Below are 24782 nucleotides of genomic sequence, written 5' to 3' on the forward strand. Positions count from 1 at the left end.
AGCCCGTCGTCCCCGCGAGCGCGGGGGTGGTCCCGCATCGCCGAATGGGCAGCCGGGAACGCGAAAGTCGTCCCCGCGAGCGCGGGGGTGGTCCCGATCGGGCGGTCGGCCTAGACGGCAGGATGATGTCGTCCCCGCGAGCGCGGGGGTGGTCCCCCCGACAATGACGTCTCCGGCAGGACCCCGAAGTCGTCCCCGCGAGCGCGGGGGTGGTCCCACGTGCTCCACGTCGGGGGTGACCGCGCCGTGGTCGTCCCCGCGAGCGCGGGGGTGGTCCCTGGACGGCGCTGCACACCGGTGAGGCGCCGGCGTCGTCCCCGCGAGCGCGGGGGTGGTCCCAGCGTCAACGGCGCGATCAACGCGGTGGAGACGTCGTCCCCGCGAGCGCGGGGGTGGTCCCTGGTTGACCTCCAGCTGTGACAGCCCGTCGTTGTCGTCCCCGCGAGCGCGGGGGTGGTCCCTCGTCGCGGGACTGCTCGACGCCGCGGGCCATGTCGTCCCCGCGAGCGCGGGGGTGGTCCCCCGAGGACACGGCGTTTGTCGCTGTCGAGCTCGTCGTCCCCGCGAGCGCGGGGGTGGTCCCGGCACGGCCGCGCTCGTGAACGCGTCGACCGGGTCGTCCCCGCGAGCGCGGGGGTGGTCCCGCGCCGGACGAGCGCGGCGACATCACCCATCGGGTCGTCCCCGCGAGCGCGGGGGTGGTCCCCCGGCGTCCTGCCCATCTCGCTCCTCGCACCGGTCGTCCCCGCGAGCGCGGGGGTGGTCCCGAGGGCATCGTCCGGCTGTGGAACGGCATCGCGTCGTCCCCGCGAGCGCGGGGGTGGTCCCGAGGTGCGGGAGGGCTCCCGAAGTGGTGCCAGCGTCGTCCCCGCGAGCGCGGGGGTGGTCCCAAGGAGCTGGTCGCCCAGCAGAAGGCGGCCCCGTCGTCCCCGCGAGCGCGGGGGTGGTCCCGAGCAGCTCGCCGCGCGCGGGCAGGCCCCGGTGTCGTCCCCGCGAGCGCGGGGGTGGTCCCGCGGGGTGTGCACCTCGTGTGGCGAGGTGTGGGGCGTCCCCGCGAGCGCGGGGGTGGTCCCATTCGGCACGTCGAGCACGGCGAGTCCGCCCGGTCGTCCCCGCGAGCGCGGGGGTGGCCCCGGGCCGAGGGCGCCGCCGGGGGAGACCGCCTCGTCGTCCCGCGAGCGTGGGGGTGGTCCCTACTGCATCCAGGGCACCGCCCGCGAGCTGCTGTCATCCCCGCGAGCGCGGGGGTGGTCCCGGTGAGCAGAATCTGCAGGTCAGCGAGCGGTTGTCGTCCCCGCGAGCGCGGGGGTGCTCCCCGGACCTCGGCGTCGGCGCGGGCCGCGGCCTCGTCGTCCCCGCGAGCGCGGGGGTGGTCCCAGGCTCATCGAGCGGGGCAGCCCGGTCACCCGGTCGTCCCCGCGAGCGCGGGAGCGGTCCCGGGTTCGAGGTCGACTGGTTCCGGGCCGCCCGGTTGTCCCCGCGAGCGTGGGGGTGGTCCCTGGGCCTGGCGCATGTCCAGCGCGTTGCTGTCCGTCGTCCCCGCGAGCGCGGGGGTAGTCCCTGGACCCTCAACAACGGCACCGGCGAGCGCGAGTCGTCCCCGCGAGCGCGGGGGTGGTCCCGCCAGCGCGGCCAGGGTGAGCACAAGCGCGGTATCGTCCCCGCGAGCGCGGGGTGGTCCCGGGTACACGATGCCGGACCCGGCGGGCACGTAGTCGTCCCCGCGAGCGCGGGGGTGGTCCCCGGGGCATCCAGGGCTCCGATGCGGGCACCCTGTCATCCCCGCGAGCGCGGGGGTGGTCCCCGTCGGCGACTCGCGGGACAAGACCGCCAACTGTCGTCCCCGCGAGCGCGGGGTGGTCCCTCCATCGTTCGGCGGGTCACCACGGGGTCCTCGTCATCCCCGCGAGCGCGGGGGTGGTCCCGACACGAGCCAGTACGGCACCGGCGCCCGCCAGTCGTCCCCGCGAGCGCGGAGGTGGTCCCGATTGTCGGGGTCGAGCAGCCGTGCTTAGGTGGTCGTCCCCGCGAGCGCGGGGGTGGTCTCAGAGCCGCGGGCAGCCTCGTCGGCTGGTGGTGGTCGTCCCCGCGAGCGCGGGGGTGCCCCTAGCGTGGGGCGATGGTGGTCGACGGACTCCTGCCGTTCCCGCGGCCGGACGAGTGGCCCCGGGCGCACCGACACTTCCCCAACAGACTGGGGCACGGTTTGAGGCACGCTTACGGCTGATCACGGGGTCGGAGGCTGACCATGGCTGATTAGCAAAAGCAGCTCTGACCAGCAGGGAAGACTCTCGGCGAACATGGCTGGCGGTGTCACGGAGGACCCGTCAGGTCGTGGGTTCGAGCCCCACCTGCCCCACAGCGTGTGCTGTTTCTCCAGGTCAGGGCGTTGACTGGTGGCGAGTGCAGCCGTTCTCAAGATCAATGTGCACGGAAACTCTCTTCGTGATGAGCGAGCCATGGGTGCTGACCTGCGAAGATGGCGGATACGAAGATCGCTGGCATGTGCTTGGCCGCTGGACCGCAATCGACGGGCGGCCTCCCAGTTGTGTGGCCGGTGGCCCGGCGCCGGGGGTGTCAGGGGTGACACGTCCGACTGATCGGAGTACCTTGGGACGTATGGGAGGACCTGCTCGCCAGGGAATCCTGTCCGCCCTTGGGCCCCGCTCTGGTAGCGGGGCCGTCGTGCATCTAGGGCCAGATCCGAGCGCGCACGATCTGCGGTCGCAGTAGCTCATACAAGCGCGCCCAGGCCGCCTCACTACGTGCATCCGTCTCGGAGTGCACGGCCCGTCGTCGGTAGAGGTACGTGGCGACGTCGGAGGCCTGGATCAGGCGGGTGCTGTGGGACGGCACGAAGTGGATCGTGTCGACGATTCGGTCGAGAACCTGGGCCTTGTACCCCCACGTACCCTGCCGCTGACCGACCCACAGGCTCCGGCGGTGCTCATCGTGCTGGTCGACTTCGTCCGCGACGACGAGTGCGTAGGTGTCGATGCCCGACGTCCTGGTGATTTGCGCGGTGTACTCGTTTACGCGCTCCATCACATACATCAAGGCCAGAGGGTGGGGATCATCGGGCGTGGCGTAACGCTCGGCCAGCTTGGTCCGGTCGATCCCTTCGGCGATGAACTTGGCGTCATGTTCGGCGATGGCGCCGAGCACTGCTTCGAAGATGCCGATTCGCGCACGGAGCATGGCCTTCATCGGCTTCCATGCACCCTTCGCGTTGACGAGTTCGTGGGCGTGAAGCTCGGTGGTCGGGTCCAAGACGTCGAACGAGCTCGCGGCCCTGAGCATGACGTTGTCGAGAGCTGCCGCGAGCGGTCTGGCGGCAGTCTCGGGCACGACCAACGCACCGATGAACTAGTGGCTGGTCGTATACGAGTGTCCAGGTAGGCCAGGAGCACGTCACCCATCTTGGTGGCGCTCACTCCGATACCGGTTCCGGCTCGCCGAGCGATTCGGAGGTGCAGGACAGAACGAAGGCAGCGAGTCGGCGGAGACGCGACCCGAGAACGGGGTCGCCGCCATTGCCTGCCCGGCTGGTCTGCGACGGCGATCTTGCGCACGACATCACGCGCGAGCGGCTTCTGGCTGGCCGCGGTCGGCGACGCCTTCTCCAACCGCATCGTCGGGTGGCGCTGCTCGGACCGCTGCGACACCGACCTCATCCTCGGCGCGCTCGAGTACGCGGTCTGGACCCGCAACGTCGCAAGCGGACAGATAGTCCATCACTCGGATCGCGGCTCGAACTACACATCTCTGCGATTCGGGCAGCGCTTGGAAGACCACGGGATCCTCGTATCCATGGGCTCGGTCGGCGATTCCTACGATAACGCGCTCATGGAGAACTTCTTCTCCACACTCAAGACCGAGCTCGTCTACCGGAGATCATGGCGAACCCGTGAGGAAGCGGAGAATGAGCTGTTCGCCTACATCGACGGTTGGTACAACACCGAACGTATCCAGGCCCGCCTGGGCTGGCTCTCACCTGATGAGTACGAGGCCACCTGGCACGCCCAGCAAGGCGTCCTGGACGATCAACCCGCATCACCCGCCGACGGGGCCGACCCGGCCCCGGTCAGCTAACCAGCACTCCGAGCCGGCGGGGGAACCTCAGGACTGGGAGGTAGGTCTATTCGGCACTATCGCACAGGTGGCGTGTTCCCACGCCTACTGCGGCTGCGGGATCATCGGGTGTGGCACCGTCAGCCGGAGAGTGGTCGCGGCCCAGTGTGCGTCGAGTCAGTCCGTGCCGAGGTCCGTCGCCTCCAGCCCCGCCTGGAGCTCCGGGTGTGCGGTGAACACGGCGACCTGCAGTTCGGCGACCAGGCGCTGGGCGGGCACCTCGACGTCGACGCCGAAGGCGTCCCGGATCCGGGTGAGCCGGTACTTGAGCGTGTTGCGGTGGACGTACAGCGTGCGGGACGCGGCGGTCAGGTCCCCACCCGCACCGAAGAACGCGCGCAGGCTGGGCAGGTACTCGGTGCCGCGGTCCCGGTCACTGACGACCATGCCCGCCACACCGCCCTGCAGCAGGCGCGGCCGGTCGACCACGAGCTCGGTGAGCTCGGACAGGATGGCGTCGGCGACGGAGTCGTCGAAGCAGACGACGCGCCGCTGCTCGTCGAGCAGCGGGAGGTTCAGCAGCCGGTCGATGTCCCGGCGGGCGCTGCTGACCAGGGCGACGTCTGAGACCTCACTGCTCACGGCGGCGCGCAGGCCGATGTGGAGCTGCCGGTCGGCCTGGCCGATGATCTCGCGGGAGAGGGCGGCGACCTCCCCCGGCGGACGGTCGTCGAGCGCGGGGAACAGCGCGTAGATGCGGTCGTTGCAGGAGGTCACCGCGCCGCGCCGGTGTGAGGCCTCGACCCGGAGCGCGACGAGATCCTCCAGCGGGCGGAGCGCGACGTGGCCCTCGCCCCGCCGAGCGTCGGGCACCTCGTGCGCGAACGAGACCAGACGGAAGGGACGACCGTCGATGCCGAGCCGCGAGGCGACCGTGCCGGGGTCGCCGCGCCCGGAGAGCGCGCCGCGCAGGAGATCGCTGCGCAGCCGCCGGTCGAGGTCCTCGCTGATCCGCGAGCGCAGGAGCTGCAGCGCGGCGACGCGGGCGATCTCCGCGAGCAGGTCCTCGGACTGCTGGTCCAGCTCGCGGGTGGTCTCGGCCACCCAGATGTAGCCGAGGATGTCGGTGCCGCCGCGGATCGCGGTGACCAGGCGGGTGGCGCCGTCCGGTGGGACGACCTTCACCGGCCGCAGGCTCTGCCGCACCCGGGGGAGTACCCCGGTGGTCTCGCACCAGGCGATGAAGTCCTTCGGGGGGCGGCGCTGCAGGATGGACTGTTGGCGGATCTCGTCGATCGGGTCGCCGAGGCTGGAGAAGGCGATGACCTCCATGCGCTCGTCATCGATGATCACCGGCCCCTCCAGGGAGGCGGCCGCCGCATTGGCCAGTGCGAACAGGTCCCCGAACGGGACGCCGCGCTCGTCTGCGACGCCGGCGGTCGTCGAGGAGATCGACCTGCGCGCGAGGACGTGGAGCTGGTCCCAGGACAGGTCGGGCGAGATCGCGAGCACGGTGGCGTCGCACGCGATGGCGGACTCGCGCAGCCGGTCGCGCTCGGCGTCGTCTCGCACCTTGAAGGCCAGGGTGACGTCCCGGCCGAGGAGTTTCATCAGCGGCTCGACGTCCGGATCGTCCACGGCGACCCCGATCGCGAGGATCAGGTCGCCCGCGTTCGCCTGTGCCGTGGTGGACGTGTCGTGGATGAGGACCGCCACCACGGGGATGTCCAGCCCTGCGGGTGCGTGGACGACATCGACGAAGTCACCGCCGACGAGGCCGAGCAACGTGTCGAGCGTGAGCACGGTACCTCGCGAGGGCGCTGTCATACGCTTCTCCCTCCGGGGCTCAGATCATGCTGCGCGCCCCATCGACACCATTGTCCAGGGAAGACCGCTCCCGCTCGTCCCCGAGACGTTGCGTCCCGGTAAACCCGGCGAAGAGATGAGCGTAGACCGCGACGGCGGTGACGAGCGAGTCCACGTCGACGTACTCGTCGACGGTGTGCGCCACGTGCAGTTCGCCGGGGCCGAACACCACCGCGGGGATGCCGAGCTGGTTGCGCATGAAGCGCGCGTCGGTGGTGAAGGGCAGCCCGGTGGTCCCCGGCCGCCGGCCCGTCATCGCCTGGAAGGAGGCGGCGACGGTGTCGACGAACGGATGGCCCGCGTCGATCTCGGACGGCTCGCAGAAGGTGTCGACCTCCAGGTCGTAGTCCTCGCCGGGCGAGAGGTCGAGCGAGGCGATCCGGTCGACGATGCCCTGGACGACGCTGCGCTCGGTGTCGCCGGGCAGGACCCGGCGGTCGATCTGGAGCTCGCACTCCTCGGGGACGACGTTGGGGCCGCTGCCGCCGCGGATGACCCCGACGTTGCAGGTGGTCGTGCCCAGCAGCGGGTGGGGTGTCTGGGGGAACTCGTTGTCGTGCAGGACCTGCGCGATCGCCGCGGCGGTGATGATGGCGCTGCGCCCCTTCGAGGGCTCGCTGCCGTGGGCGGGGATCCCCCGGGTGGTGACGCGCGCGAACATCAGGCCGCGTTCGGCCAGGCAGAGGTCGAGCCCGGTGGGTTCGGGGTCGAGGCAGGCGTCCGCCCTGATCAGGCCCGCCCGCAGCAGGGCCGCCGTGCCCTGCCTGCCGCCGAGCTCCTCGTCCGCCACGAGATGGAAGGCGACCTCGCAGGGCAGGTCGAGCCGCAGCGTCCGACACACCTGCAGGGCGGTGATCGCGGCGGCGACCCCACCCTTCATGTCGGCGGAGCCGCGTCCGTAGAGGCGTCCGTCGTGGACCTCGCCGCCGAACGGGTCGTGGTGCCAGGCGTCGGGCCGGACCGGGACGGTGTCGAGGTGCCCGTTGACCAGCAGCACCGGCTTGCCACTCGGGGTCGCCTGCTCGGTGCCGACCAGGAGGCTCTGCCGACCCGGTGCCGGCTCGACGACGCGGCCGGTGCCGAGCCCCATCTCGCCGAACAGGCCCTGCAGGTACGCCACGACCTCCGTCTCGCGACCGGGCGGGTTCTCCGAGCGGATCCGCACGAGGTCGCGGGTCAGGGTGACGACCGCGTCGACGTCGACGGCCGAGCGGATGTCACGGACGAGGGAGGTGGGGGTCATCGCAGCTTCTCCAGGTCGTGCCGGTCCAGGAACCCGGCGTCCGCGAGCCGGTCCAGGAACTCGCGGAGCCTCGGGTTGCTCCGCACCGCGTCGGCGAGCTGGTCGCGCGCCGCGGTCAGGTCCCCGGAGCGGGCGAGCAGGACACCGCGCCAGAATCGGGCTTCCGGGTTGCCCTCCATGACCTGGGCGGCGTCCTCCAGCGCGGCGAGGGCGCGGTCCCGGTCGCCGGGGTGGGGTTCGGCGTACGCCCCGACCATCAGGCCGGGGGTGAACATCGTCCCGGAGACGGCGTCGAAGGCGCGGCGGTAGCCGAGGAACCTGCGCAGCTCGGCGATGGGGTCGGGATGGTCCTCGACCCGGAGGTCGACGGGCTTGTGGTTCCAGGGATCGGCGACGCGGGGGCCGTCGACGACCAGCAGCGCGGCGCCCTGGCTGCCGCGGATGTCCCCACCCGCGGCCTCGGCGGCCTCCATGGCGGCCATCAGGCGTTCGGCGAGGTCGCCGTCGCTGCGGCGGTACGCCTCGATCATGGCCGGGAGGACGGTGTCGTCGGTCAGCATGTTGCCCTGGACCGCGACGGGGCCGTCCACGAGGCTGCCGGCCCGGGCGATGCACGCGCCCCCGGTCCACGTCGCGGCGTCGCCGCTGCGACCGACCATCCCCACCTGGCGCACCTCGGGGTGCGGGTCGTCGACCCGCAGACGGTCCAGGACCTCGGCGGCCGTCGCGCCGGCGGCGAGCATGTCCATGCCGTCGCCGCCGTACCGGCCGTCGATGAACGCCTGGGTGGCGATGGCGCCGACACCCGGTCGGGCCCAGGTGACCCCGGCGCCGGGCGCGAAGAAGTGCGATTCGCAGGCGACGCCGAGCTGTCCGGTCGCCTCGTCGCGGGCGACGATGGAGTACGTCACCCTCGGCTCCCCTCGACCTCGTCGTGGAACCGCCGGATCGCCTCCGCCGTGGCCGCGGGTGCCTCGAGCATCGGGAGATGGCCGATGCCGTCCATCGTGTGCACGTCGCCCCCGAGGACCTCGGCCAAGGCGTGGGCCATCGCGGGCGGGCAGGTCGGGTCGTGGGTGCCGACGAACACCCGGGCGGGTGGGCGGGTGGAGCGGGCCGCGAGAGCGGCCCCGGCCGGACGGGCGTCCGCGAGCCCGAAGGTCGTGCGCAGCACGTCCACGACCGTGTCGACGTCCCGGTCACCGTCGCGCCCACCGGACGCCAGCTCCACGAGCTCGGCGGCGGCCTCGGGCCGCGACGCCGGCCCCAGGATCCCGGCGCCGTGGCGGACGAACCACTCCCGGACACCGAGCGCGCGCAGATCGCGCTCGGTGTCGTCGAGGGTGGCGTCGTCCCAGCCGACGCGCAGGGTCGCGCCGAACGCGACGACACCGGCCACCCGGTCCGGGGCGGCCACCGCGAACTCCGTCGCCACCGCGCCGCCGATCGAGCCGCACACCAGGTGGGCGCGGTCGAACCCGGCGGCGTCGAGCACCGCCAGCGCGTCGGCGGCGTAGTCGGCGGGCAGGTACGGGCCGCCCGCCTCGGACCGTCCGTGCGCCCGGTAGTCCACCGCGACGCCCGGCCTCGTGCCGCCGAGCGCGGCGGCGACGGCGGACCACACCGCGGCGGCGGTGTTCACCGGGTGCAGGTAGAGGATCGGCGTGGTGTCCGCGGGCCCGGGCCAGGCCAGGTAGGACAGCTCGCCGGCCTTTCCCGGCGTCGAGTGGCGTGGGGCGTGCGACATCGCGGTGGTTCTCCCGACTGGCGTCGTGCTCGGTGGTGGGGCGGGGCGCTCAGGCGTCCTGGGGGAACCTGGGGGTGTCGGGGGAGGCGATGGGGGAGGCGTGGAAGTGCCAGATCTTCCAGACCGGGTTGCCCTTGCCGTCGTCGCGGCGGTACACCTCAGTGACGCGGAAGACCAACGGCTCGGGGTCGGGCTCGAGCACGCCGGTGCCCTTGTCGCCGGAGACCTGGGCGCTCCAGTAGGTGGTCAGGTAGGCCAGGTCGCCCTCGGCGTGGACCTTGGGCTCCTCGACGATCTTCATGTCGGACAGGTTGAAGCCGATCTGGTGCAGGCCCTCCCAGAGTTTCACCTTCTCGTCGACGCTGTCGTACTGGTGGCCGTTCAGGTTGAACTGCAGGTACCCGGGGTTTGCGAAGTTCGGGTACATCTTGGACTCGACGAGATCGTTGTTGGAGTCCAGCCAGGAGTGGTGGACGGCCAGGATCTCCTTGATGTCGTCGGGGTTGTTGACGGTGCCGCTCATCGCGTCTCCTCGGGGTCGGGGTCGGGGTCGGGGTCGGGGTCGGGGTCAGGACTGCGCGGCGTGGGCGCGCAGGGCGGGAAGGACGTCCTCGGACAGCTGGGTCAGGAAGCGTTCCTGGTCGTGGCCGGGGCCGTGGAACACCAGGTGGTCCAGCCCGGCGTCGAGGTAGGGCTTGATCTGGGCCATGGCCTCGGCGGGGTCGCTGGCCACGATCCACCGCCGGGCGATCTCCTCGATGGGCAGCTCGTCGGCGAGGCGTTCCATCTCCTCGGCGGAGTCGACGGTGTGCTTCTGCTCGGCGCTCAGCGACAGCGGTGCCCAGAACCGGGTGTTCTCCAGCGCGGCTGCCGGGTCGCGGTCGTAGGAGAGCTTGACCTCGATGGTGCGCGCGACGGCGTCCGGGTCGCGGCCCGCCTTCTGCGCGCCCTCGGTGACCGCGGGCATGAGCGTGTCCGTGTAGAGCCCCATGCCCTTGCCGGACGTGCAGATCATCCCGTCGCCGAGCCGGCCCGCGTACCGGGCCACCATCGGGCCGCCTGCCGCGACGTAGACGGGCACCGGCTCGTCGGGCCGGTCGTAGATCGAGGCGTTGACCAGCGTGTAGTAGTCGCCTGCGAAGTCGACGTGGGACTCGGCCCACAGCAGCCGCATCAGGGTGATCGACTCGCGCAGGCGGGCGAAGCGCTCCTTGAACTCCGGCCACTCCCGGCCGGACACGGCGACCTCGTTGAGGGCCTCGCCGGTACCCACGCCGAGAATGACGCGGTTGTCGTAGAGCAGCGCCATGGTGGCGAAGGTCTGCGCCATCACCGCGGGGTTGTAGCGGAAGGTCGGCGTGGTCACCGAGGTGCCGATGCGCACGCGCCGGGTCCGTTCGCCGACCGCGGCCATCCAGGTGAGCGCGGACGGGGCGTGCCCGCCTCGGTGCCGCCACGGCAGGAAGTGGTCGGACACCCAGACGCTGTCCAGCCCGACCTGCTCGGCGCGCACCGCGTACTCGACGAGGTCCCGGGGGCCGAACTGCTCGGCGGAGGCCTTGTAACCGAAGGTGAGGTTCATCCACGGCCTCAGGAGAGCCGGGGCAGCACGGTCGACGCCGCGAGCTCGAGTTCGTCGAGTGCGGTGTCGGCGTTGACGGGGGAGAGCACGACGCTGGTGGCCCCCGCGGCGCGCAGGGCCGCGACGCGGGCGGTGACCTCGTCGGGGTCACCCGCGACGGCGAGGGTGTCGATCCACTCGTCGGGCAGGTTGTCGGCGAGCGTGTCCGGTTCCCGGAGCAGCTCGGCGAGCTGGTCGTTGTACCCGCAAGCACCGGTCAGCGGATTGTGCGGACCGACGGCGGCGAGGTACCCGGCCAGAGCGGGCCGCACGGCCTTGCGGGCCTGGGCGCCGTCCTTCGCGATGCTGAACAGGGCGAAGGTCGGCACGAGGTGCTCGGTCCGCCCGGACTCGGCCATGCCGGACCGGATGTGTCCGAGGGCCTTCTCGAGATAGGTGGTCCCCGCCAGCACGCTCATCACCGTGCCGTCGGCGATCCGCCCGGACAGCTGCAGGGACTTCGGGCCCAGGACCCCGGTCAGGATCGGGACCGGGTCCTCGACCGGATGGGTCGCCGTGACCGAGTGGAAGCTGAACTGCTTGCCCTGCTCGTCGAGCGTCTCACCGGCGAGCAGACGCTGAACACCGGTCACACATTCGGTGAGCGCGGAGAGGGGCGACTCGGCGGTCAACCCCATCTGGTCGGTCCAGAAGGGGACGCCGTGGCCGATGCCGGGCAGGAACCGGCCGGGATGGGCGCGGGCCAGGGTCGCGATCTCCATCGCGGTCACCGCCGGGTGCCTTGCGACCGAGGCGACGATGCCGAGGCCGACCTGCACCCGTTCCGTCGCGCCGAGGGCGAGGGCGGCACCGGTGAACCCGCCGTAGCAGAAGTAGTCCTCCGCGACCCAGACCTCGCCGTATCCGAGCCGTTCGGCGGCGGCGGCGAGGACCGGGATGCGCTCGGGGGGCGTCGACGTGGCGACGAAGACGCCGACGGGGGCGGTCACGCTCATGGGGATTCCTCCGGAAGGCGATGACGCTCGGGGACGGGGCATCGCGGGTCGTCGATCGGGACGAGTCTCTGCTCGGGGGAACCCCGGGGGCAATTGGCGGTGCGACGAACTCCGGCCGCCGGCTTGTGCCGTTCCGTCAATGGACACCGCGTTGATCAGCCTCGACGCTGACTCGCATCGCGCCATCTGCGGCGTCCGGGCTCGGCGGGCGAGCGCTCGCCGACCCGGATCGCCCCCCACCACTGAAGGGCGGATCGTGACTCAGCACCAGGTACCCCCAGGATTGATCGGCGCCCGGGTGCGCCGCAAGGAGGATCCGCGCCTGCTGACCGGCCGGGCCCAGTTCGTCGACGACGTGGTGCTGCCCGGCATGCTGGAGGCGGCGGTCCTGCGCAGCCCGCACCCGCACGCCCGGATCCTCGGCATCGACGTCCGCGCGGCGCTGGAGCTGCCGGGGGTCTTCGCGGTGCTCACCGGTGAGGACGTGCGCGCCGCCTGCGCGACCCCGCAGCCGGTGGTCTGGCGGATGATCCCCGACCAGCGCATGACCGACCAGTACGCACTCGCCGTCGACAAGGTCCGCTACGTGGGCCAGGCGGTGGCGGTGGTGGCCGCGGTCGACCGCTACGTCGCCGAGGACGCCCTCGGGCTGATCGACGTGGAGTACGAGGTCCTGGAGCCGGTCGTCACCCTGGACGACGCGCTCGCCGAGGGCGCTCCGCTGCTCTACGACAACTGGCCGGACAACGTCAGCTGTCGTCAGACGATCCCGAAGGGGGACGCCGCGGCGGCGTTCGCCGAGGCGGACGTCGTCGTCACCGAGACTCTGACCTACGGCAGGCAGATGGGTACCCCGCTGGAGACGCGCGGGGCCGTCATGTCGTGGGACCCGTTCACCGACCAGCTCGAGGGCTGGATGTCCACGCAGTCCCCGAACCTGACCCGCGACCTGCTCGGCGAGGTGCTGGGCCTGCCGGTCGACCACATCCGGGTGCGTACCCCGCACGTGGGCGGCGGCTTCGGCAACAAGTTCGACTTCTACGGCGAAGAGGTGCTGGCCGCGCTGCTGTCCAAGCGCACCGGACGGCCGGTGAAGGTCATCGAGGACCGCCTGGAGAGCTTCGTCGCCAACGCCCACTCCCGTGAGCAGCGCATCGAGGTCTCCGTCGCGGCGAAGTCGGACGGCACCATCATCGGGATGCGCGGCACCGTGTGGGCCGTGCTCGGTGGCCAGCTCGCGACCGTCGGCATCGGTCCCTGCTGGCTGTCCATGGCGCTGATGGCGGGCCCCTACGACATCCCCCACGTCGAGGCCACCGTCGTCGGCGTGGTCACCAACCGCTCGCCCTACGGCTCCTACCGAGGCTGGGGCCAGCCGAAGGCCAACTTCGCCCACGAGCGCATCATCGACAAGCTCGCCCACGAGCTCGGGATGCCCGCCAACGAGGTCCGCCGCCGCAACCTGATCGCCCCCGAAAAGTTCCCCTACCCGAGCCAGGTGTTCTTCTACGACAGCGGCAACTACGCCGAGTGCCTCGACATGGCGGAGCAGGCCGTCGCCGACCGCGGGTGGGCCAAGCGTCGGGACGCCGCCGCGGAGGAGGGGCGCTCGCTGGGTATCGGCTACTCGTTCCACATCGAGATCAGCGCGCTCGGCCCCAGCAAGATCATGAACCAGGCGGGGCTGCAGCACTCCTCCTTCGACGAGGAGGTCGTGCGGATCGACTCCGCGGGCGGCGTGACCGTCCGGACCGGGCTCTCCGCCATGGGCCAGGGCATCGAGACCGCCCTCGCGCAGGTCGCCGCCCAGACCCTCGGCGTCCCGCTGGACACCGTCAAGGTGCTGCACGGGGACACCGAGACCAACCCGTTCACCGGGTACGGCACGGGCGCCAGCCGCGGCGCCGCCCTCGGCGGCGGAGCGCTGCTGCGCGCGAGCAGCCGGTTGCGGGACAAGGTCCTGCGCATCGCCGCCCACATGCTGGAGGCCGATGCCGAGGACCTGGAGATCACCGACGGTGTGGTCGCCGTCAAGGGCGCCCCGGGCGGCCCGTCGGTGACGATGCGACAGATCGGGGACGCGGCGTACCGCCGCCTCGACGGGAAGCTGCCCGACGGCGAGGACCCGACCCTCGAGGAACGGGACGTCCTCGACCCGGACAACGTGGCCTTCTCCTACGGCACCACCGCGGTGCTCGCCGAGGTGGACCGGGAGACCGGCCGGGTCGAGCTGCTGGACTACCTCCTGGTCCACGACTGCGGCACCGTGATCAATCCGATGATCGTCGACGGGCAGATCCACGGCGGCGCCACGCAGGGCATCGGCGGGGCGCTGTTCGAGGAGATCGTCTACAGCCCCGAGGGCCAGCCGCTGACCACGACGTTCATGGACTACCTGATCCCGACGGCCTCGGAGATCCCGACCTTCGAGACGCTGCACATGACCACGACGGCGGACCACATCCCCGGCGGCTTCAAGGGCATGGGCGAGGCCGGGACCATCGGCGCGGCCTCCGCCATCACCGCTGCCGTCGAGGACGCGCTCCCCGAACTCGACCTGCGGCTGACCCGCCTCCCGGTCACCCCGCCGCGGCTGCTCGACGCCTTGACCACCGCCACGCCGAAGGACCCGTCATGAAGCCCGCACCCTTCGGCCACGTCCGCGCCTCCACCCTGGACCAGGCGGTGGAGACCCTCGTCGCCGAGGACGGCGACGCCAAGGTCCTCGCCGGGGGACAGAGCCTCGTCCCGCTCCTCGCCATGCGGCTCGCCCAACCGACCACGCTGGTCGACCTGGGCGGGCTGCGCGAGCTGGACTACATCCGCGACGAGGGCGACCACGTCGAGATCGGGGCGATGACCCGCAGCCGCGCCGTGGAGACCTCGCCCCTGGTGGCCACGGCGCTGCCGCTGCTCCCCGCGGCGCTGCGCCACGTCGGGCACGTCACGATCCGCAACCGGGGAACCCTCGGCGGCAGCGTCGCCCACGCCGACCCCGCGGCCGAGGCGCCCTCGGTGCTGCGGGCGCTGGACGCGGAGATCATCGCGACCGGCCCCGGCGGCCGCCGCACGATCGCGGCGGCGGACTTCTTCCAGGGCTTCCTGTTCAGCGCCCTCGAACCCGACGAGATCCTCACCGCGATCCGGATACCCAGGCAGCCGGCCGGGACCGTCGTCGCCGTGGAGGAGTTCGCCCGCCGGCACGGCGACTTCGCCCTGGTCGCGGTCCTCGGCGCCGCGCGGCTGGACCCGTCCGGCGAGATCGCCGAGGTGCGCCTGAGCGTGGCGGGTGCCGCGAACACCCCGCTGCGCGCCGACGCCGCCGAACGCCTGCTCACCGGCCAGGCGCCGACCCCGGACGTGATCGCCGCCGCGGCCACCGCGGTCGCCGAGGCCACGGACCCCGCGGCGGACATCCACGCCCCCGCCGAGTACCGACGCCACCTCGCCGCAGTACTCACCCGACGGTGCCTCCACCGTCTGTTCGCCCACGCCGAGAGGAGCGCAGCCGCATGAGCACCCCGACCCGAACCGGCACCAGCGTGTCGATGACCGTCAATGGCGAGCAGGTCGACCGGCACGTCGACCCGCGACGCACCCTGTCGGACTTCCTGCGCCGGGACTGCGGCGCCACCGGCGTGCACCTGGGCTGCGAGCACGGCGTCTGCGGGGCGTGCACCGTCCTGCTCGACGGCCGCACGGCCCGCTCCTGCTGCACCCTCGCCGTCCAGGCGCAGGGGGCCGACATCACCACCGTCGAGGGCATGGCCGACGGCGCCGAGCTCCACCCGCTGCAGGAGGCCTTCTGGAAGCACCACGGGCTGCAGTGCGGCTTCTGCACACCCGGGATCCTGCTGACGGTGCAGGAACTGCTGGCGGACAACCCCGACCCCAGCGACGAGGAGATCCGCGAGGGCATCTCCGGCAACATCTGCCGCTGCACCGGATACCAGTTCATCGTCGACGCCGTCCGTGACGCCGCCGCGGTCCTGCGCGGGGAGAAGGCCACCGAGGCGGAGTAGCGCCCTGCTCCCCTCGGAGCGAACCGCGTCGCCGTCGAGCCCGTCTGCTCGACGGCGACGCGGGGTCGGGCACGAACAACGCGGCGGTGCCGGGGAGCGCGCCGCCGCCGGTGCGCTCCCCGGACGTGGACGGCGATGAAGGTGCCCAGCGCCACGGCGACGATCGAGCGGGCCACCACGGCGAAGGACAGGGTGACGAACGAGGGCCAGTCGTTCGGGATCCGCGCTGCGGTGGCCGCGGTGGCCTCGGTCCGCGCGGCCGCGTGGCGACCCGCGAGCGCCCGCAGGACCGGGAGACGCAGCACCACCGTCGCCCACTGCTGCGGCTGGTCGTCGGCGAGTGTGTTCATCGACGCGTTCCGGCGGACCTTCGGCCGGACCCCGGGTCGACACCCACTACGGAGCGCCCGTCCGTAGCCGGCGGTCGACCCTGGTCAGCGTGGTGGGGCCGACGGTGGAGTTCACGTCCTCCGCCAGGTCGGCGACGGTGACCGCGTTCAGGGACTCGCGCCACGCACGGTCGGCGTCCGCCACGACGCGGGCGATCCCGCAGGGCACCGTGCAGTTCTCGGGGGCGGCGGCGAGGGGGCGCGCTGTCGCACCTCGGTGCAGCGGAAGGCCGGTGTGGTGCCGTCGATCGCCTCCACGATCTGGAGCACGGTGATCTCGACGGCGGGCCGGGTCAGGAGGTAGCCGTCGTTCGAGGACGGGCCGGTCCTGGAGTTCTTCACCCGCTCGACCGAGCAGCTCCTGGCCGCGGGCCGGTAGGCGGGGATCCGGCACCACGTCGTGTTGTCGATCGTGGGCACCGACGGTGTGCCGAACAGCGGGTACCTGCGGGCCAAGGCGGCACAGGAGGCGCTCGTCCGCGCGGGCGGGCTGCCGTACTCCGTGGTCCGGGCGACGCAGTTCTTCGAGTTCCTGGGGCCGATCGCCGCGGGATCGACGGTGGACGGGGTGGTGCGGCTGCCGACTGCGGACCTCCATCCGGTCGCGGCCGCGAACGTCTCGGCGATCCTGGCGGAGACCGTGGTGGCGGGGCCACGGAACGGTCGCGTCGACGTGGCCGGACCGCAGCGGGGCCCCTTCGCCGACTTCGTGCGCCCCGTGCTCGCCGCCCAGGTGATCCCCGCACGGTGGTGGCCGGTGACGACACGCCCTACCTCGGTGCCGTGCTGGAGAAGTCGGCCCTGGTGCCGGCCGGGGAGGCGGTGATCGGGGCGACGGACTCCGCCACGTGGCTGGCCGGGCTCGCGTCGGATCCGGTCGAGGGATCCGCGGGGCGCGCCGTCCTCAGATCAGGTGCAGGGCGTCGAGCAGGTCGGCGGGGCGGTCGAGCGGCACGATGTGGCCGCAGTCGGGGACGAGACGGCCGGTGAGCTCGTCGCACAGGGGTCGGAGCTGCCGTTCCAGGGCCCGGCCGACCGGAGCGGCGCCGATCGCGGTGGTCGGCACCGTCAGCCGCGTCCGGGCCGCCGCCTCGGCGAGCTGGGACCCGGTGCGCGGCAGGGCTCGGTAGAACCCCAGTGCCCGGCCCAGTGCGCCGGGTCGGGCGTAGGAGCGCCCGATGGCCGCGCGCACGTCGGGGCGGACACCCCGGCCGCGCGTCCCCTGGTCGTAGAACCACCCGACGTACTCGGCCTCGTTCCCGGCCACCACCGTCTCGGCGAGGCCGGGGACGGCGTGGAGGCCGAACCACCACGGCGGGCCGCCCGCGAGGAAGTCCTCGGCGCCGGGGAGGGCACCGAGCGTGCCCTCGACCAGCACGAGCCTGCGCACGAGGTCGGGGCGGCGCAGGGTGAGCAGGAACGCGACCGGGACCCCCGCGTCGAGCGCCACCACGGTGGCGGGGTCACCGCCCAGCAACCCCTCGACGTCCGTCGCGAGGGTCCCGGCGTCGAGGTCGTCGGCGGTCGCCGTGCTGTCCCCGAAGCCGCGCAGGTCCGGGGCGAGGACGCGGTGGTCGCGGGAGAGCGGGCCGATGATCTCCGACCACACCCGCCAGGTGTGCGGGAAGCCGTGCAGGAGCACGACGGTCGGCCCGGCCCCGGCCGTCGCCACGTTCAGCTCGACCCGGCCTGCCCGACCCGGAAGCTGCTCGACCGCATCGGGGCCAAGTGGACGTCGATGGTGGTCGAGGTCCTGGCCGCGCCGGGGGAGCTGCGGTTCTCCGAGCTGCGCGGACGGATCCCCGGCGTCTCGCAGAAGATGCTGTCCACGACCCTGCAGAACCTGGTGGCCGACGGGCTCGTCGCGCGGCGGGTCGAGCACACCGTCCCGCCCCGGGTGTCCTACCGGCTCACCCCGCTCGGGGACTCGCTGGAGGTGCCGCTCGCGGCGCTGCGGGAATGGGCCGAGCGGCACATGGTGGAGATCGACGCGGCGCGGACGGCCGCCCCGGGCTCCGGTTGAACCCGGTCGGCGCCTCAGCGCGCGGGGCTGTCGGTCAGGGAGCGCAGTGTCGTCATCGCGGAGGTCTCGATCGTCGCGATGTCCTCGAGCAGGCGGCTCGCGGCGGCGAGCGGAGCCGGGCTGCCCGTCGTCCCCGCCTCCTCGACGAGTCCGGCGACGCTCGTCCAGAGCCGCGCGGCCTCGGCGAAGTGGTCCCTCGCCCGTTCCACGAGGTCGGCACCCGGCTCGCCGTCCAGCAGACCTCGGCACTCGGTCAGGAAGTCCCGGTACAGGGTGCGGAACAGGGCACCTCCGGTGCCCGCGCGTTCCATCATGGTCGCGATGGCGGGGAGGTCGCGGCCGGGGTCGTCGACCCGGTCGAACCACGACGGCACGCGCCGGGCGGCCGTGCGGATCCCGCGGCCGCCGAGGTTGGCGATCGGCGGCGCGAGGAAGTCCTCGGCGCACGCGCTGAGGGCGGGGACGATCGCGGAGGCGAGACGCCCGCCGTCGACGTCCGGCGGCACCTCCACGGTGAAGGACCGGTGGCGGGCCGACATCGGCCCGCGTGCGGCGCGCGCCCGCGCCAGGCTCTCCAGGCTCGTGGACACGGCCCCGCCCTGCTGCGCGGTGTCGACCAGGTGGGCCCGTGCGGCGTCGTAGCCGTACAGGGCGACGACGTGACCGGCGAAGTGCACGCGGGATCCGAAGTACTCCAGGTCGTGGCTGTCGAGCTGCAGCCCCACGGGGACCCCGTCGTCGATCGAGGAGCGGACCTGCTCCCAGGCCTTCCGCGCCGACGTGGTCTCCGCGACGCGCAGCCCGATCCCGAGTCGTCGGGCCAGGTTCCGGGTGAGCGCGAAGGGCTTCACCCGGCCGCCCAGGAAGGGCAGCGCCTGCCGCGCCGAGTCCCAGTAGACGAAGGACAGCCCGGCCCCCAGGCCGAAGAGCATCGGTTCGGACAGGTCGAGCCCGGCGTGGCGCAGGAGCACGCCGAGGGTCGTGGTCTCGCAGTGCACGCCGCCGGCGGCGGAGACTCCGGCGAGGATCGTCGTGTCGGGCGGCATGTCAGGAGGGGTGCCCGTCGAGGCTGTGCAGCAGGTTCGCCAGCTGCACGCGGCTGTGTACGTCCAGCTTGGCGAACACGGCCCGCAGGTGCGTGCCCACGGTGTTGGGGGAGATGCCGAGCGCGGAGGCGGCGGTCCGGTTGGTGTGGCCGTCGCCGACGAGGGTGGCGACGAGGCGTTCGGTGTCGGTGAGCGAGGTCCAGCCGCTCGTGGGGCGGGGGGACCGGCCGGGCGGGGGGAGCGGCCGGACGCCCGCGTCGGCGAGGGTCCGGTCGATCGCGGCGACCGGCAGGGTCGCGCCGAGCTCCGCGTAGCGGCGGCGGGCCTCCTCGAGGCGGGCGGTGGCGGTCTGGTCCGCGCCCACGGCGAGATGGAGGACGCCCGAGTCGGCGAGGGCGGAGGCGAGGAGCAGCGGGCGGGGGCAGTCGCGGAGCACGTCGACGGCCTCGTCGAGCGTGCGGGGGTCGGCGTCGGCGAGGCCGCGGGTCAGCAGGGCGAGCCCGGCGAAGGCGGGCACGCCGGGGTTGCGGTCGGCGCCGGCGCGGGCCAGCTCGACCGCACCGGTGACCAGCGCGGAGTGTCCCGCGGCGAGGCCTGCCTGGACCTGGGGTCGGGTCCACAGGGGGAACCAGGGCCAGTACTCCCGGCTGCGCGCGGCGCCCGCGACGAGCGGGGCGAAGAGCTCGGCCGCAGCGGCCGCGTCGCCGACCAGCAGCGAGATCCAGCCGTCCATCAGCCGGCGGGCCGTGTCGTGCAGTCGGGGGGCGTGCGGCCCGTCGGGGTGCAGCCGGTGCCGGGCCTCGGCCGGGTCGCCGCGGATCAGGGCGACGAAGGCGAGCACCGACCGGCCGTCGACGGTCCCGCCGTGCTGTCCGAGCTCGTCGGCGAGCCGCAGCAGGGTGTGGGCCTGCGCCTCGGCCTCGTCGAGCCGGCCCAGGTTGACCTCCTGCCACATCTGGGCGTGGACGAGGTCGGGGGTGCGGGCGTCGACGTCCGCGGGGGCGCCGTCCGGCACGGCGTCGAGCAGGCGGGCGGCGTCGTCGAAGCGGTCCAGCAGCTGCAGGCAGCGGATCTCGTCCGCGAGGTGGTCGGCTCCGGTGACCGCGCGCAGCTCCCGGGTCCGCCGGTGGGCGAGCTCGTGTCGACCGTCCTGTCTGGCCACGGCGACGAGGGTGCGCAGGGCGAGCCCCTCGGCCGTCGGATCGCCTGCGGCCCGGGCCTCGGCGAGCGCGGCGTCCGCGGCCGCACCGGCCTCCTGTGTGGTGCCGAGCTGGATCAGGGCGAGCGTCCGCGCCGCGACCACCATGGTGCGCCGGTCCGGGGAGAGCCCGGGCTCGGCGAGGAGGGGATCGAGCCGGGGGGCGATCTCGGTGTGGCGGTCCATGCCGGACAGCGCCAGGACGGCCTGGACCTGGAGCCGGGCCCGGTCGTCGGGGGTGATCGCGTCGGCCTGCGCGGCGTCGACGACGTCGATCGCGGCGACCCCGTGGTGGACCCTGAGCAGGAGCGCGGCGCACTCCTCGGTCGCGGCGACCCGGCCCGGTCCCGGCGGCACCAGGTCGAGGGCCCGGCGGGCCAGCTCGGCGGCGCCTGCGGGCAGGGTGTCCGCCGCCTCGGCGGCGGCCGCGCGGAGCACCCGGATCGCGTCGGCGTCCCCGGGAGCGGCCCCGGTGAAGTGCGGTGCGGCGTCCAGCGCCGAGGCGCCCGCGGCCAGGAGGTGCTGTCCGCACGCGCGGTGCCGGGCGGCGAGCTCGGCGCGGGTGAGATCGGCGTAGACGGCCTCGCGGATCAGGTCGTGACGGAAGGACACCACGGCGGCCGTCCGCTGCAGCAGCCCCTGCGCCACGCCCCGGTCGGCGGCCGCGAGGACCTCGGTCGCGGGCCGGTCGAGCAGGTCGGCGGCGTCCGCGACAGGGAGTGGACGGCCCCAGACGGCGCAGGTCCGGAGCAGCTCGCGCAGGTCCGGGTCGTCGACCGGGAGCCGGCGGTGGACGCCGAGGATCAGGTCGGCGGGCAGCTCGCCGTCGCCGTCTCGGGCGACGGCCTCCACCAGCCGGGCGGCCCAGAACGGGTTGCCCCCGACGGTGCGCAGGAGCAGCGCGGTCCGCGCGGTGGGAGCGGCGCCGAGCCGGTCCGCGGCCAGCTGTTCCAGGTCGTCCGCGTGCAGCGGACCGAGGTCGATCCGCTGCCCGGCCGGACGGGGCTCGTCCACCGGCCTGCCCGCCGTCAGCCACACCACCGGCGCGCCCGCGAGCCGCCCCGGCAGCACGTGCAGGGCGAAGCGGGTGAGCTCGTCCGCCCACTGGAGGTCGTCGATCGCGACGAGGACGGGGGCGGTGGACGCGAGGTCGTCCAGCATGGCCGCGACCCGGTCGACGAGCCACAGTGGACGGTCGGCGTAGAGGGTGCCGAGCTCGGCGAACGCGTCGGCGTCGAGGAGGGGGTGGGGTCCGGAGCGCAGGGCGGTCAGCAGCGGCGCGCCCGCGGCGATGCGGCTGATCTCCTCCGCCTTGCCCACCCCGACGAGGTAGCCGGCCCGCCGGGCCTGCTCGACGATCTCCCGGAGCAGGGCCGACTTGCCGATCCCCGGCTCGCCGACGATCGAGAGGACGTGGCCCCGCCCCGTCCGCGCGACGCGACGCAGGGCACCGAGCGCGGCGGACAGCTCGTTCGCCCGTCCCCTGAGCACCGGCCGCCTCCTCGATCACCCTCGCCGCGGACCGTACCCCCTCGGTCGCGGGTCCCTCACGCCCTCGGGTGAGGCCGCGGGCCCGTTCCCGGGCTGCTCCTCACCCGTTCACGTGATCCGCGCCGGGGCCGCGCCTGCTGTGCTGGTCGGGTTCCGACCACGACTCCGGAGGTACGCCATGCCGATGATCGACGTCTACGCGGTGGAGGGCACCTTCCCCGACCGGGCGGCCCTGGCCGTGGACCTCGCGTCCGCGGTGATGCGGATCGAGGAGGTCCCGGTGATCCCGATGTTCCGGGAGAACACCGCGGCCTTCGTCCACGAGCTGCCCCCGGACTCGCTGCGGAACGTCGCGGGCGACGGCGCGCACGTGCGGGTGCAGGTGCTGACCAACGCCGGCGCGCTGGACCGCGACAAGCAGCTCGCGGTGGTCCGCGAGCTCACCGACATCGTGGCCGCGGCCACCGGTGACCCCGGGCTCGCCGCGCGGACCTGGGTGCTGCTCACCGAGGCCGCGCCGGGCGGATGGGGTCTCGCGGGGCACGCGAACACCAACGAGGAGCTCGTGCTCGCCGCCCGCGCGGAGATCGCCCGGCTGTCCTGACCCGCGGGCCCCGGCCGGTCAGGCGCTGACCAGCACCGTCCGCAGGGCCTCGGCGGCGATGTCGAGCAGGCGCGGGTCGGCGGCCTCGCGGGTCCGCAGGTGCAGCCGCTCCGGCGGCACGGGCGGGAGGTCGTCCCGGCGTTCCAGACCCTCGGGGGCTCCTCCCGTGCCCGCCACGAGCACCACGCCCAGACCGGCGCGCGCCGCGTTCAGCACGCCCGCGAGGTAGGCGGCCTCGCCGACGACGTTCGTCTTGAACCCGTTGCGGCTCAAGGTCTCCAGCGCGCGCCTGCGGATCGTGCACGGACTGTCGATCACTACGAGCGGGATCGGCGCGCTGGGGGGCGGGCGCCGCCAGCCGGGGGCGGCGTACCAGGTCAGGGGCAGCGCTCCGACGGAGACGCTGTCCGCACCCTGGATGTCCCCGATGTACATGGCGAGATCCAGCGTGCCGCGCTCGATCGCGTCGTTGAGCCTGCTGCTGCGGTCGAGCCGGAACCGCACGGCGGAGTCGGGGAACACCGAGCTGAGGGCGCCGGTCACCAGGCCCAGGAGCTCGTCCGCGGCGTGTTCGGTGGTGCCGAGGACGATCGACTCGCGGTCGTCGCCGACGCCGATGTGGCGCAGCGCGTCGTCGTGCGCGGCGAGGATGCGCCGCGCCTGGCCCACCAGGGCCTCGCCCTCGGGGGTGAACCGGCTGTTGCGGCCCACGCGCTCGACGAGCGGCCTGCCGATCGTCTTCTCCAGCCGCCGGACGTGCTGGCTCACCGCCGACTGCGAGACCACCAGGTGCTCGGCCGCGCGATGGAAACCGCCGCAGTCCGCCACCGCCACGAAGCTGCGCAACGCGACGATGTCGAGGACGGCGGTGGGACCGGGCATGCCGCGACGGTAGCACCGGCCGATCGCGGATCCTGATCGATTGTGATGCGGATTCTTCGTTGGACGCTCCCCGGCGCCCCGGCGATACTTCGGGGGTGTCCGAAACGACGGTGGGTGGCCTGCGCGCGTCGCGCCGGTGCGTGCCCGCCGTCCCGGGCGGACGGTCCGTCGGCAGCGCGCTGACCCAGCGCCGCATCATCGACCACGGCACCGTCCACTCCGCCGGTTGTCGCGGGAACAGCTAGCCCCCGCTCGTCCGGCTCCGCTCCCGCCGTGGTCACCCTGCGACCACCGCCGGTCCACGCCCGGACGGGTCGTCCGTCCGCGCGCGCCACCGGGAGAACCGTGTCCGTCGAGTTCATCAGTGCCACCTTCGCCAACGCCGCTACCGAGCTGGACCCCGGTGCCGGGTCCGGGGTGGACCCGGCCTACCTGCGCCGCTACGTCCGCGCGCTGGAGGACGCGGGGTTCGACCACACCCTGCTCGCCTACAGCTCCACCTCGTTCGACCCGTTCACCGTGGCCGGTGCGATCACCCGGCTGACCGAGCGGATCAAGCCGCTGATCGCGTTGCGGCCCAACACCGTCCACCCCACCGTCGCGGCGCGCAAGCTCGCCACGCTCGACCAGCTGTCGGGGGGCCGGGCCGGGGTGCACATCATCTCCGGCGGCCGGCCCGCCGAGCAGGACCGTGAGGGCGACCGGCTCGACAAGGTCGCCCGCTACGCCCGGTCCGAGGAGTACATCGGCATCCTGCGCCGAGCAGGCGTGCCTCGCGGCCCGGACCGACCGCCCGCGGATCTGGGTGACGTTCCGACCGATCATCGCGGGCACCGAGGAGCTCGCCTGGGAGAAGGCGCACGGCATCCTCGCGGTACTGCAGCGGTCCCAGGCCACGGCGACGAACGCCAAGGGCGCGCGTCGACCGCGCTGGTCGGCACGCCGGAGACGGTCGCCGCGGCGATCCTCGACTACATCGACCTCGGCGCCGAGCTCGTCTCGATCCGCGGCTACGACAACCTCCACGACGCGATCGACTACGGCCGCTACGTCCTCCCGCTCGTGCGCCAGGAGCTGGCCCGCCGCCGCCCCGTCGCCGCAGCCCCGTCGCCGTCGGCTCCTCCTGACCGTGCACCGACCATCCCTCCCACCCCGGCCGGACCTCGTCGCGGCCGCCGTGGCCGACCTGACCGCGGTGGTCGGCCACGACCCGGCGGGCACCGACTTCCCGGAGAAGGGCTTCGACGTCGTCCGGCGCTCGGGACTGACCGCGCTGACGGTGCCGACCGCCCTCGGCGGCCACGGCGCGGACCTGCCCGCGGTCGCGGACGCCGCCCGCCGGGTCGCGGCCGTCGACGCCGCGGTGGCGCTGGTCCTGGCCATGCACCACCTGCACACCGTCGACCTCTTCGCGACCGAGACCCCGGTGCTGCGCGCGCTCGCCGCGGAACTGGTCACCCGCGGCGGGTTCGTCGGCGGCCTCGTCAGCGAGGCGCGCAGCAACGCCCCGCACCGCGGCACCCCGCTCGCCGGGAGGGCGTCGCGGACTCCCGACGGCTGGGTCCTCGACGGGCGCAAGACCTATGTCACCGGCAGCCTCGCCCTGACCGCGGCCCGGGTCAC

General features: G+C 73.4%; 22 protein-coding genes, 1 pseudogene and 2 CRISPR repeat arrays. Of the genes and pseudogenes, 10 read left to right on the forward strand and 13 right to left on the reverse strand.

Annotated features, from left to right (window positions below; translation table 11 throughout):
- The first annotated feature begins 5 nt into the window (after positions 1-5).
- A CRISPR array of direct repeats spans positions 6-1135; the repeat unit is 29 nt; unit sequence GTCGTCCCCGCGAGCGCGGGGGTGGTCCC.
- Positions 1136-1226: 91 nt separating this feature from the next.
- Positions 1227-1623: a CRISPR direct-repeat array (repeat unit 29 nt; unit sequence GTCGTCCCCGCGAGCGCGGGGGTGGTCCC).
- A 1068-nt stretch (positions 1624-2691) separates the two neighbouring features.
- A complete protein-coding gene (locus BLS43_RS25240) occupies positions 2692-3348 on the reverse strand; it encodes a DUF3800 domain-containing protein (RefSeq protein ID WP_143030218.1) in 657 nt (218 codons plus the stop codon).
- A gap of 216 nt (positions 3349-3564) precedes the next feature.
- Between BLS43_RS25240 and BLS43_RS25245 the strand changes: the two genes are divergently transcribed.
- A complete protein-coding gene (locus BLS43_RS25245) occupies positions 3565-4092 on the forward strand; it encodes an IS3 family transposase (RefSeq protein ID WP_176921535.1) in 528 nt (175 codons plus the stop codon).
- A 156-nt stretch (positions 4093-4248) separates the two neighbouring features.
- Here BLS43_RS25245 and BLS43_RS25250 read toward each other — a convergent pair whose 3' ends face one another.
- The 7 genes from BLS43_RS25250 to BLS43_RS25280 are packed head-to-tail and all read right to left on the reverse strand — an operon-like array spanning position 4249 to position 11504.
- Complete coding sequence (locus BLS43_RS25250) at positions 4249-5898, reverse strand: PucR family transcriptional regulator (protein WP_093089197.1); 1650 nt, start codon at positions 5896-5898, stop codon at positions 4249-4251.
- 19 nt (positions 5899-5917) lie between these two features.
- A complete protein-coding gene (locus tag BLS43_RS25255; RefSeq protein ID WP_093089198.1) occupies positions 5918-7180 on the reverse strand; it encodes a M20 family metallopeptidase in 1263 nt (420 codons plus the stop codon).
- A complete protein-coding gene (locus BLS43_RS25260) occupies positions 7177-8091 on the reverse strand; it encodes a DUF1028 domain-containing protein (protein WP_093089199.1) in 915 nt (304 codons plus the stop codon). The genes BLS43_RS25255 and BLS43_RS25260 overlap by 4 nt, the downstream gene beginning before the upstream one ends.
- The gene (locus BLS43_RS25265) at positions 8088-8927 is read right to left on the reverse strand and encodes an alpha/beta fold hydrolase (protein ID WP_093089200.1); all 840 of its coding nucleotides are present in this window, start codon (positions 8925-8927) and stop codon (positions 8088-8090) included. Before BLS43_RS25265 ends, BLS43_RS25260 begins: the two co-directional genes overlap by 4 nt.
- A 49-nt stretch (positions 8928-8976) precedes the next feature.
- The gene (locus BLS43_RS25270) at positions 8977-9450 is read right to left on the reverse strand and encodes a YybH family protein (protein ID WP_093089201.1); all 474 of its coding nucleotides are present in this window, start codon (positions 9448-9450) and stop codon (positions 8977-8979) included.
- A 45-nt stretch (positions 9451-9495) separates the two neighbouring features.
- Complete coding sequence (fgd, locus tag BLS43_RS25275) at positions 9496-10509, reverse strand: glucose-6-phosphate dehydrogenase (coenzyme-F420) (protein ID WP_093089202.1); 1014 nt, start codon at positions 10507-10509, stop codon at positions 9496-9498.
- Between the two features lie 8 nt (positions 10510-10517).
- Positions 10518-11504 (reverse strand): LLM class flavin-dependent oxidoreductase, encoded by a 987-nt coding sequence (locus BLS43_RS25280; protein WP_176921536.1) that lies wholly within the window; start codon positions 11502-11504, stop codon positions 10518-10520.
- A 256-nt stretch (positions 11505-11760) separates the two neighbouring features.
- On the opposite strand from BLS43_RS25280, the gene BLS43_RS25285 reads away from it, so the two are divergent.
- From BLS43_RS25285 to BLS43_RS31345, 4 genes are all read left to right on the forward strand, one after another.
- Positions 11761-14142: a xanthine dehydrogenase family protein molybdopterin-binding subunit gene (locus BLS43_RS25285; RefSeq protein WP_245707799.1), complete on the forward strand. Its 2382-nt coding sequence runs from the start codon at positions 11761-11763 to the stop codon at positions 14140-14142.
- Positions 14139-15020, forward strand: a complete 882-nt coding sequence (locus BLS43_RS25290; RefSeq protein ID WP_093089204.1) for an FAD binding domain-containing protein — start codon at positions 14139-14141, stop codon at positions 15018-15020. The genes BLS43_RS25285 and BLS43_RS25290 overlap by 4 nt, the downstream gene beginning before the upstream one ends.
- Positions 15017-15526: a (2Fe-2S)-binding protein gene (locus BLS43_RS25295; protein WP_093089205.1), complete on the forward strand. Its 510-nt coding sequence runs from the start codon at positions 15017-15019 to the stop codon at positions 15524-15526. Before BLS43_RS25290 ends, BLS43_RS25295 begins: the two co-directional genes overlap by 4 nt.
- A gap of 135 nt (positions 15527-15661) precedes the next feature.
- Positions 15662-15943 (forward strand): hypothetical protein, encoded by a 282-nt coding sequence (locus tag BLS43_RS31345; RefSeq protein WP_245707801.1) that lies wholly within the window; start codon positions 15662-15664, stop codon positions 15941-15943.
- Here the strand turns inward: BLS43_RS31345 and BLS43_RS30220 are convergent.
- Complete coding sequence (locus tag BLS43_RS30220) at positions 15923-16084, reverse strand: hypothetical protein (protein WP_176921537.1); 162 nt, start codon at positions 16082-16084, stop codon at positions 15923-15925. The genes BLS43_RS31345 and BLS43_RS30220 overlap by 21 nt on opposite strands.
- A gap of 243 nt (positions 16085-16327) precedes the next feature.
- Between BLS43_RS30220 and BLS43_RS25310 the strand changes: the two genes are divergently transcribed.
- Positions 16328-16741, forward strand: a complete 414-nt coding sequence (locus tag BLS43_RS25310; protein WP_093089207.1) for an SDR family oxidoreductase — start codon at positions 16328-16330, stop codon at positions 16739-16741.
- Positions 16742-16819: 78 nt separating this feature from the next.
- Here BLS43_RS25310 and BLS43_RS25315 read toward each other — a convergent pair whose 3' ends face one another.
- Entirely contained in the window at positions 16820-17587 is a 768-nt protein-coding gene (locus BLS43_RS25315) for an alpha/beta fold hydrolase (RefSeq protein ID WP_093089208.1), read from the reverse strand.
- Here BLS43_RS25315 and BLS43_RS25320 point away from each other — a divergent pair.
- On the forward strand, positions 17546-17938 hold the full coding sequence (locus BLS43_RS25320) for a winged helix-turn-helix transcriptional regulator (RefSeq protein ID WP_245707803.1): 393 nt from the start codon (positions 17546-17548) through the stop codon (positions 17936-17938). The genes BLS43_RS25315 and BLS43_RS25320 overlap by 42 nt on opposite strands.
- 14 nt (positions 17939-17952) lie before the next feature.
- Here the strand turns inward: BLS43_RS25320 and BLS43_RS25325 are convergent, their stop codons facing one another.
- Both BLS43_RS25325 and BLS43_RS25330 read right to left on the reverse strand, forming a co-directional pair.
- Positions 17953-18984 (reverse strand): BtrH N-terminal domain-containing protein, encoded by a 1032-nt coding sequence (locus BLS43_RS25325; protein ID WP_093089209.1) that lies wholly within the window; start codon positions 18982-18984, stop codon positions 17953-17955.
- Between the two features lies 1 nt (position 18985).
- The gene (locus BLS43_RS25330; protein ID WP_093089210.1) at positions 18986-21673 is read right to left on the reverse strand and encodes an AAA family ATPase; all 2688 of its coding nucleotides are present in this window, start codon (positions 21671-21673) and stop codon (positions 18986-18988) included.
- Positions 21674-21857: 184 nt separating this feature from the next.
- Between BLS43_RS25330 and BLS43_RS25335 the strand changes: the two genes are divergently transcribed.
- Positions 21858-22277 carry a tautomerase family protein gene (locus BLS43_RS25335; protein ID WP_143030219.1) on the forward strand — a complete coding sequence of 140 codons (420 nt, stop codon included), beginning with the start codon at positions 21858-21860 and terminating at the stop codon, positions 22275-22277.
- Between the two features lie 18 nt (positions 22278-22295).
- Here BLS43_RS25335 and BLS43_RS25340 read toward each other — a convergent pair whose 3' ends face one another.
- Complete coding sequence (locus BLS43_RS25340) at positions 22296-23159, reverse strand: LysR family transcriptional regulator (RefSeq protein ID WP_093089212.1); 864 nt, start codon at positions 23157-23159, stop codon at positions 22296-22298.
- 95 nt (positions 23160-23254) lie between these two features.
- Here BLS43_RS25340 and BLS43_RS30225 point away from each other — a divergent pair, with 95 nt between their 5' ends.
- Both BLS43_RS30225 and BLS43_RS31900 read left to right on the forward strand, forming a co-directional pair.
- On the forward strand, positions 23255-23404 hold the full coding sequence (locus tag BLS43_RS30225; protein WP_176921538.1) for a hypothetical protein: 150 nt from the start codon (positions 23255-23257) through the stop codon (positions 23402-23404).
- A gap of 172 nt (positions 23405-23576) precedes the next feature.
- Positions 23577-23864, forward strand: a pseudogene (locus BLS43_RS31900) (LLM class flavin-dependent oxidoreductase); the annotation flags it as partial.
- Positions 23865-24782 lie beyond the last annotated feature (918 nt).

It is taken from the genome of Pseudonocardia oroxyli, assembly GCF_900102195.1.
Classification (GTDB): domain Bacteria; phylum Actinomycetota; class Actinomycetes; order Mycobacteriales; family Pseudonocardiaceae; genus Pseudonocardia; species Pseudonocardia oroxyli.

Coding starts and splice junctions, on each gene's coding strand:
- BLS43_RS25325 (WP_093089209.1), bottom strand. CDS start 18,984: ATGCCGCCCGACACGACGATCCTCGCCGGAGTCTCCGCCGCCGGCGGC.
- BLS43_RS31345 (WP_245707801.1), top strand. CDS start 15,662: ATGAAGGTGCCCAGCGCCACGGCGACGATCGAGCGGGCCACCACGGCG.
- BLS43_RS25265 (WP_093089200.1), bottom strand. CDS start 8,927: ATGTCGCACGCCCCACGCCACTCGACGCCGGGAAAGGCCGGCGAGCTG.
- BLS43_RS25270 (WP_093089201.1), bottom strand. CDS start 9,450: ATGAGCGGCACCGTCAACAACCCCGACGACATCAAGGAGATCCTGGCC.
- BLS43_RS25255 (WP_093089198.1), bottom strand. CDS start 7,180: ATGACCCCCACCTCCCTCGTCCGTGACATCCGCTCGGCCGTCGACGTC.
- BLS43_RS25280 (WP_176921536.1), bottom strand. CDS start 11,504: ATGAGCGTGACCGCCCCCGTCGGCGTCTTCGTCGCCACGTCGACGCCC.
- fgd (WP_093089202.1), bottom strand. CDS start 10,509: ATGAACCTCACCTTCGGTTACAAGGCCTCCGCCGAGCAGTTCGGCCCC.
- BLS43_RS25290 (WP_093089204.1), top strand. CDS start 14,139: ATGAAGCCCGCACCCTTCGGCCACGTCCGCGCCTCCACCCTGGACCAG.
- BLS43_RS25295 (WP_093089205.1), top strand. CDS start 15,017: ATGAGCACCCCGACCCGAACCGGCACCAGCGTGTCGATGACCGTCAAT.
- BLS43_RS25250 (WP_093089197.1), bottom strand. CDS start 5,898: ATGACAGCGCCCTCGCGAGGTACCGTGCTCACGCTCGACACGTTGCTC.
- BLS43_RS25335 (WP_143030219.1), top strand. CDS start 21,858: ATGATCGACGTCTACGCGGTGGAGGGCACCTTCCCCGACCGGGCGGCC.
- BLS43_RS25340 (WP_093089212.1), bottom strand. CDS start 23,159: ATGCCCGGTCCCACCGCCGTCCTCGACATCGTCGCGTTGCGCAGCTTC.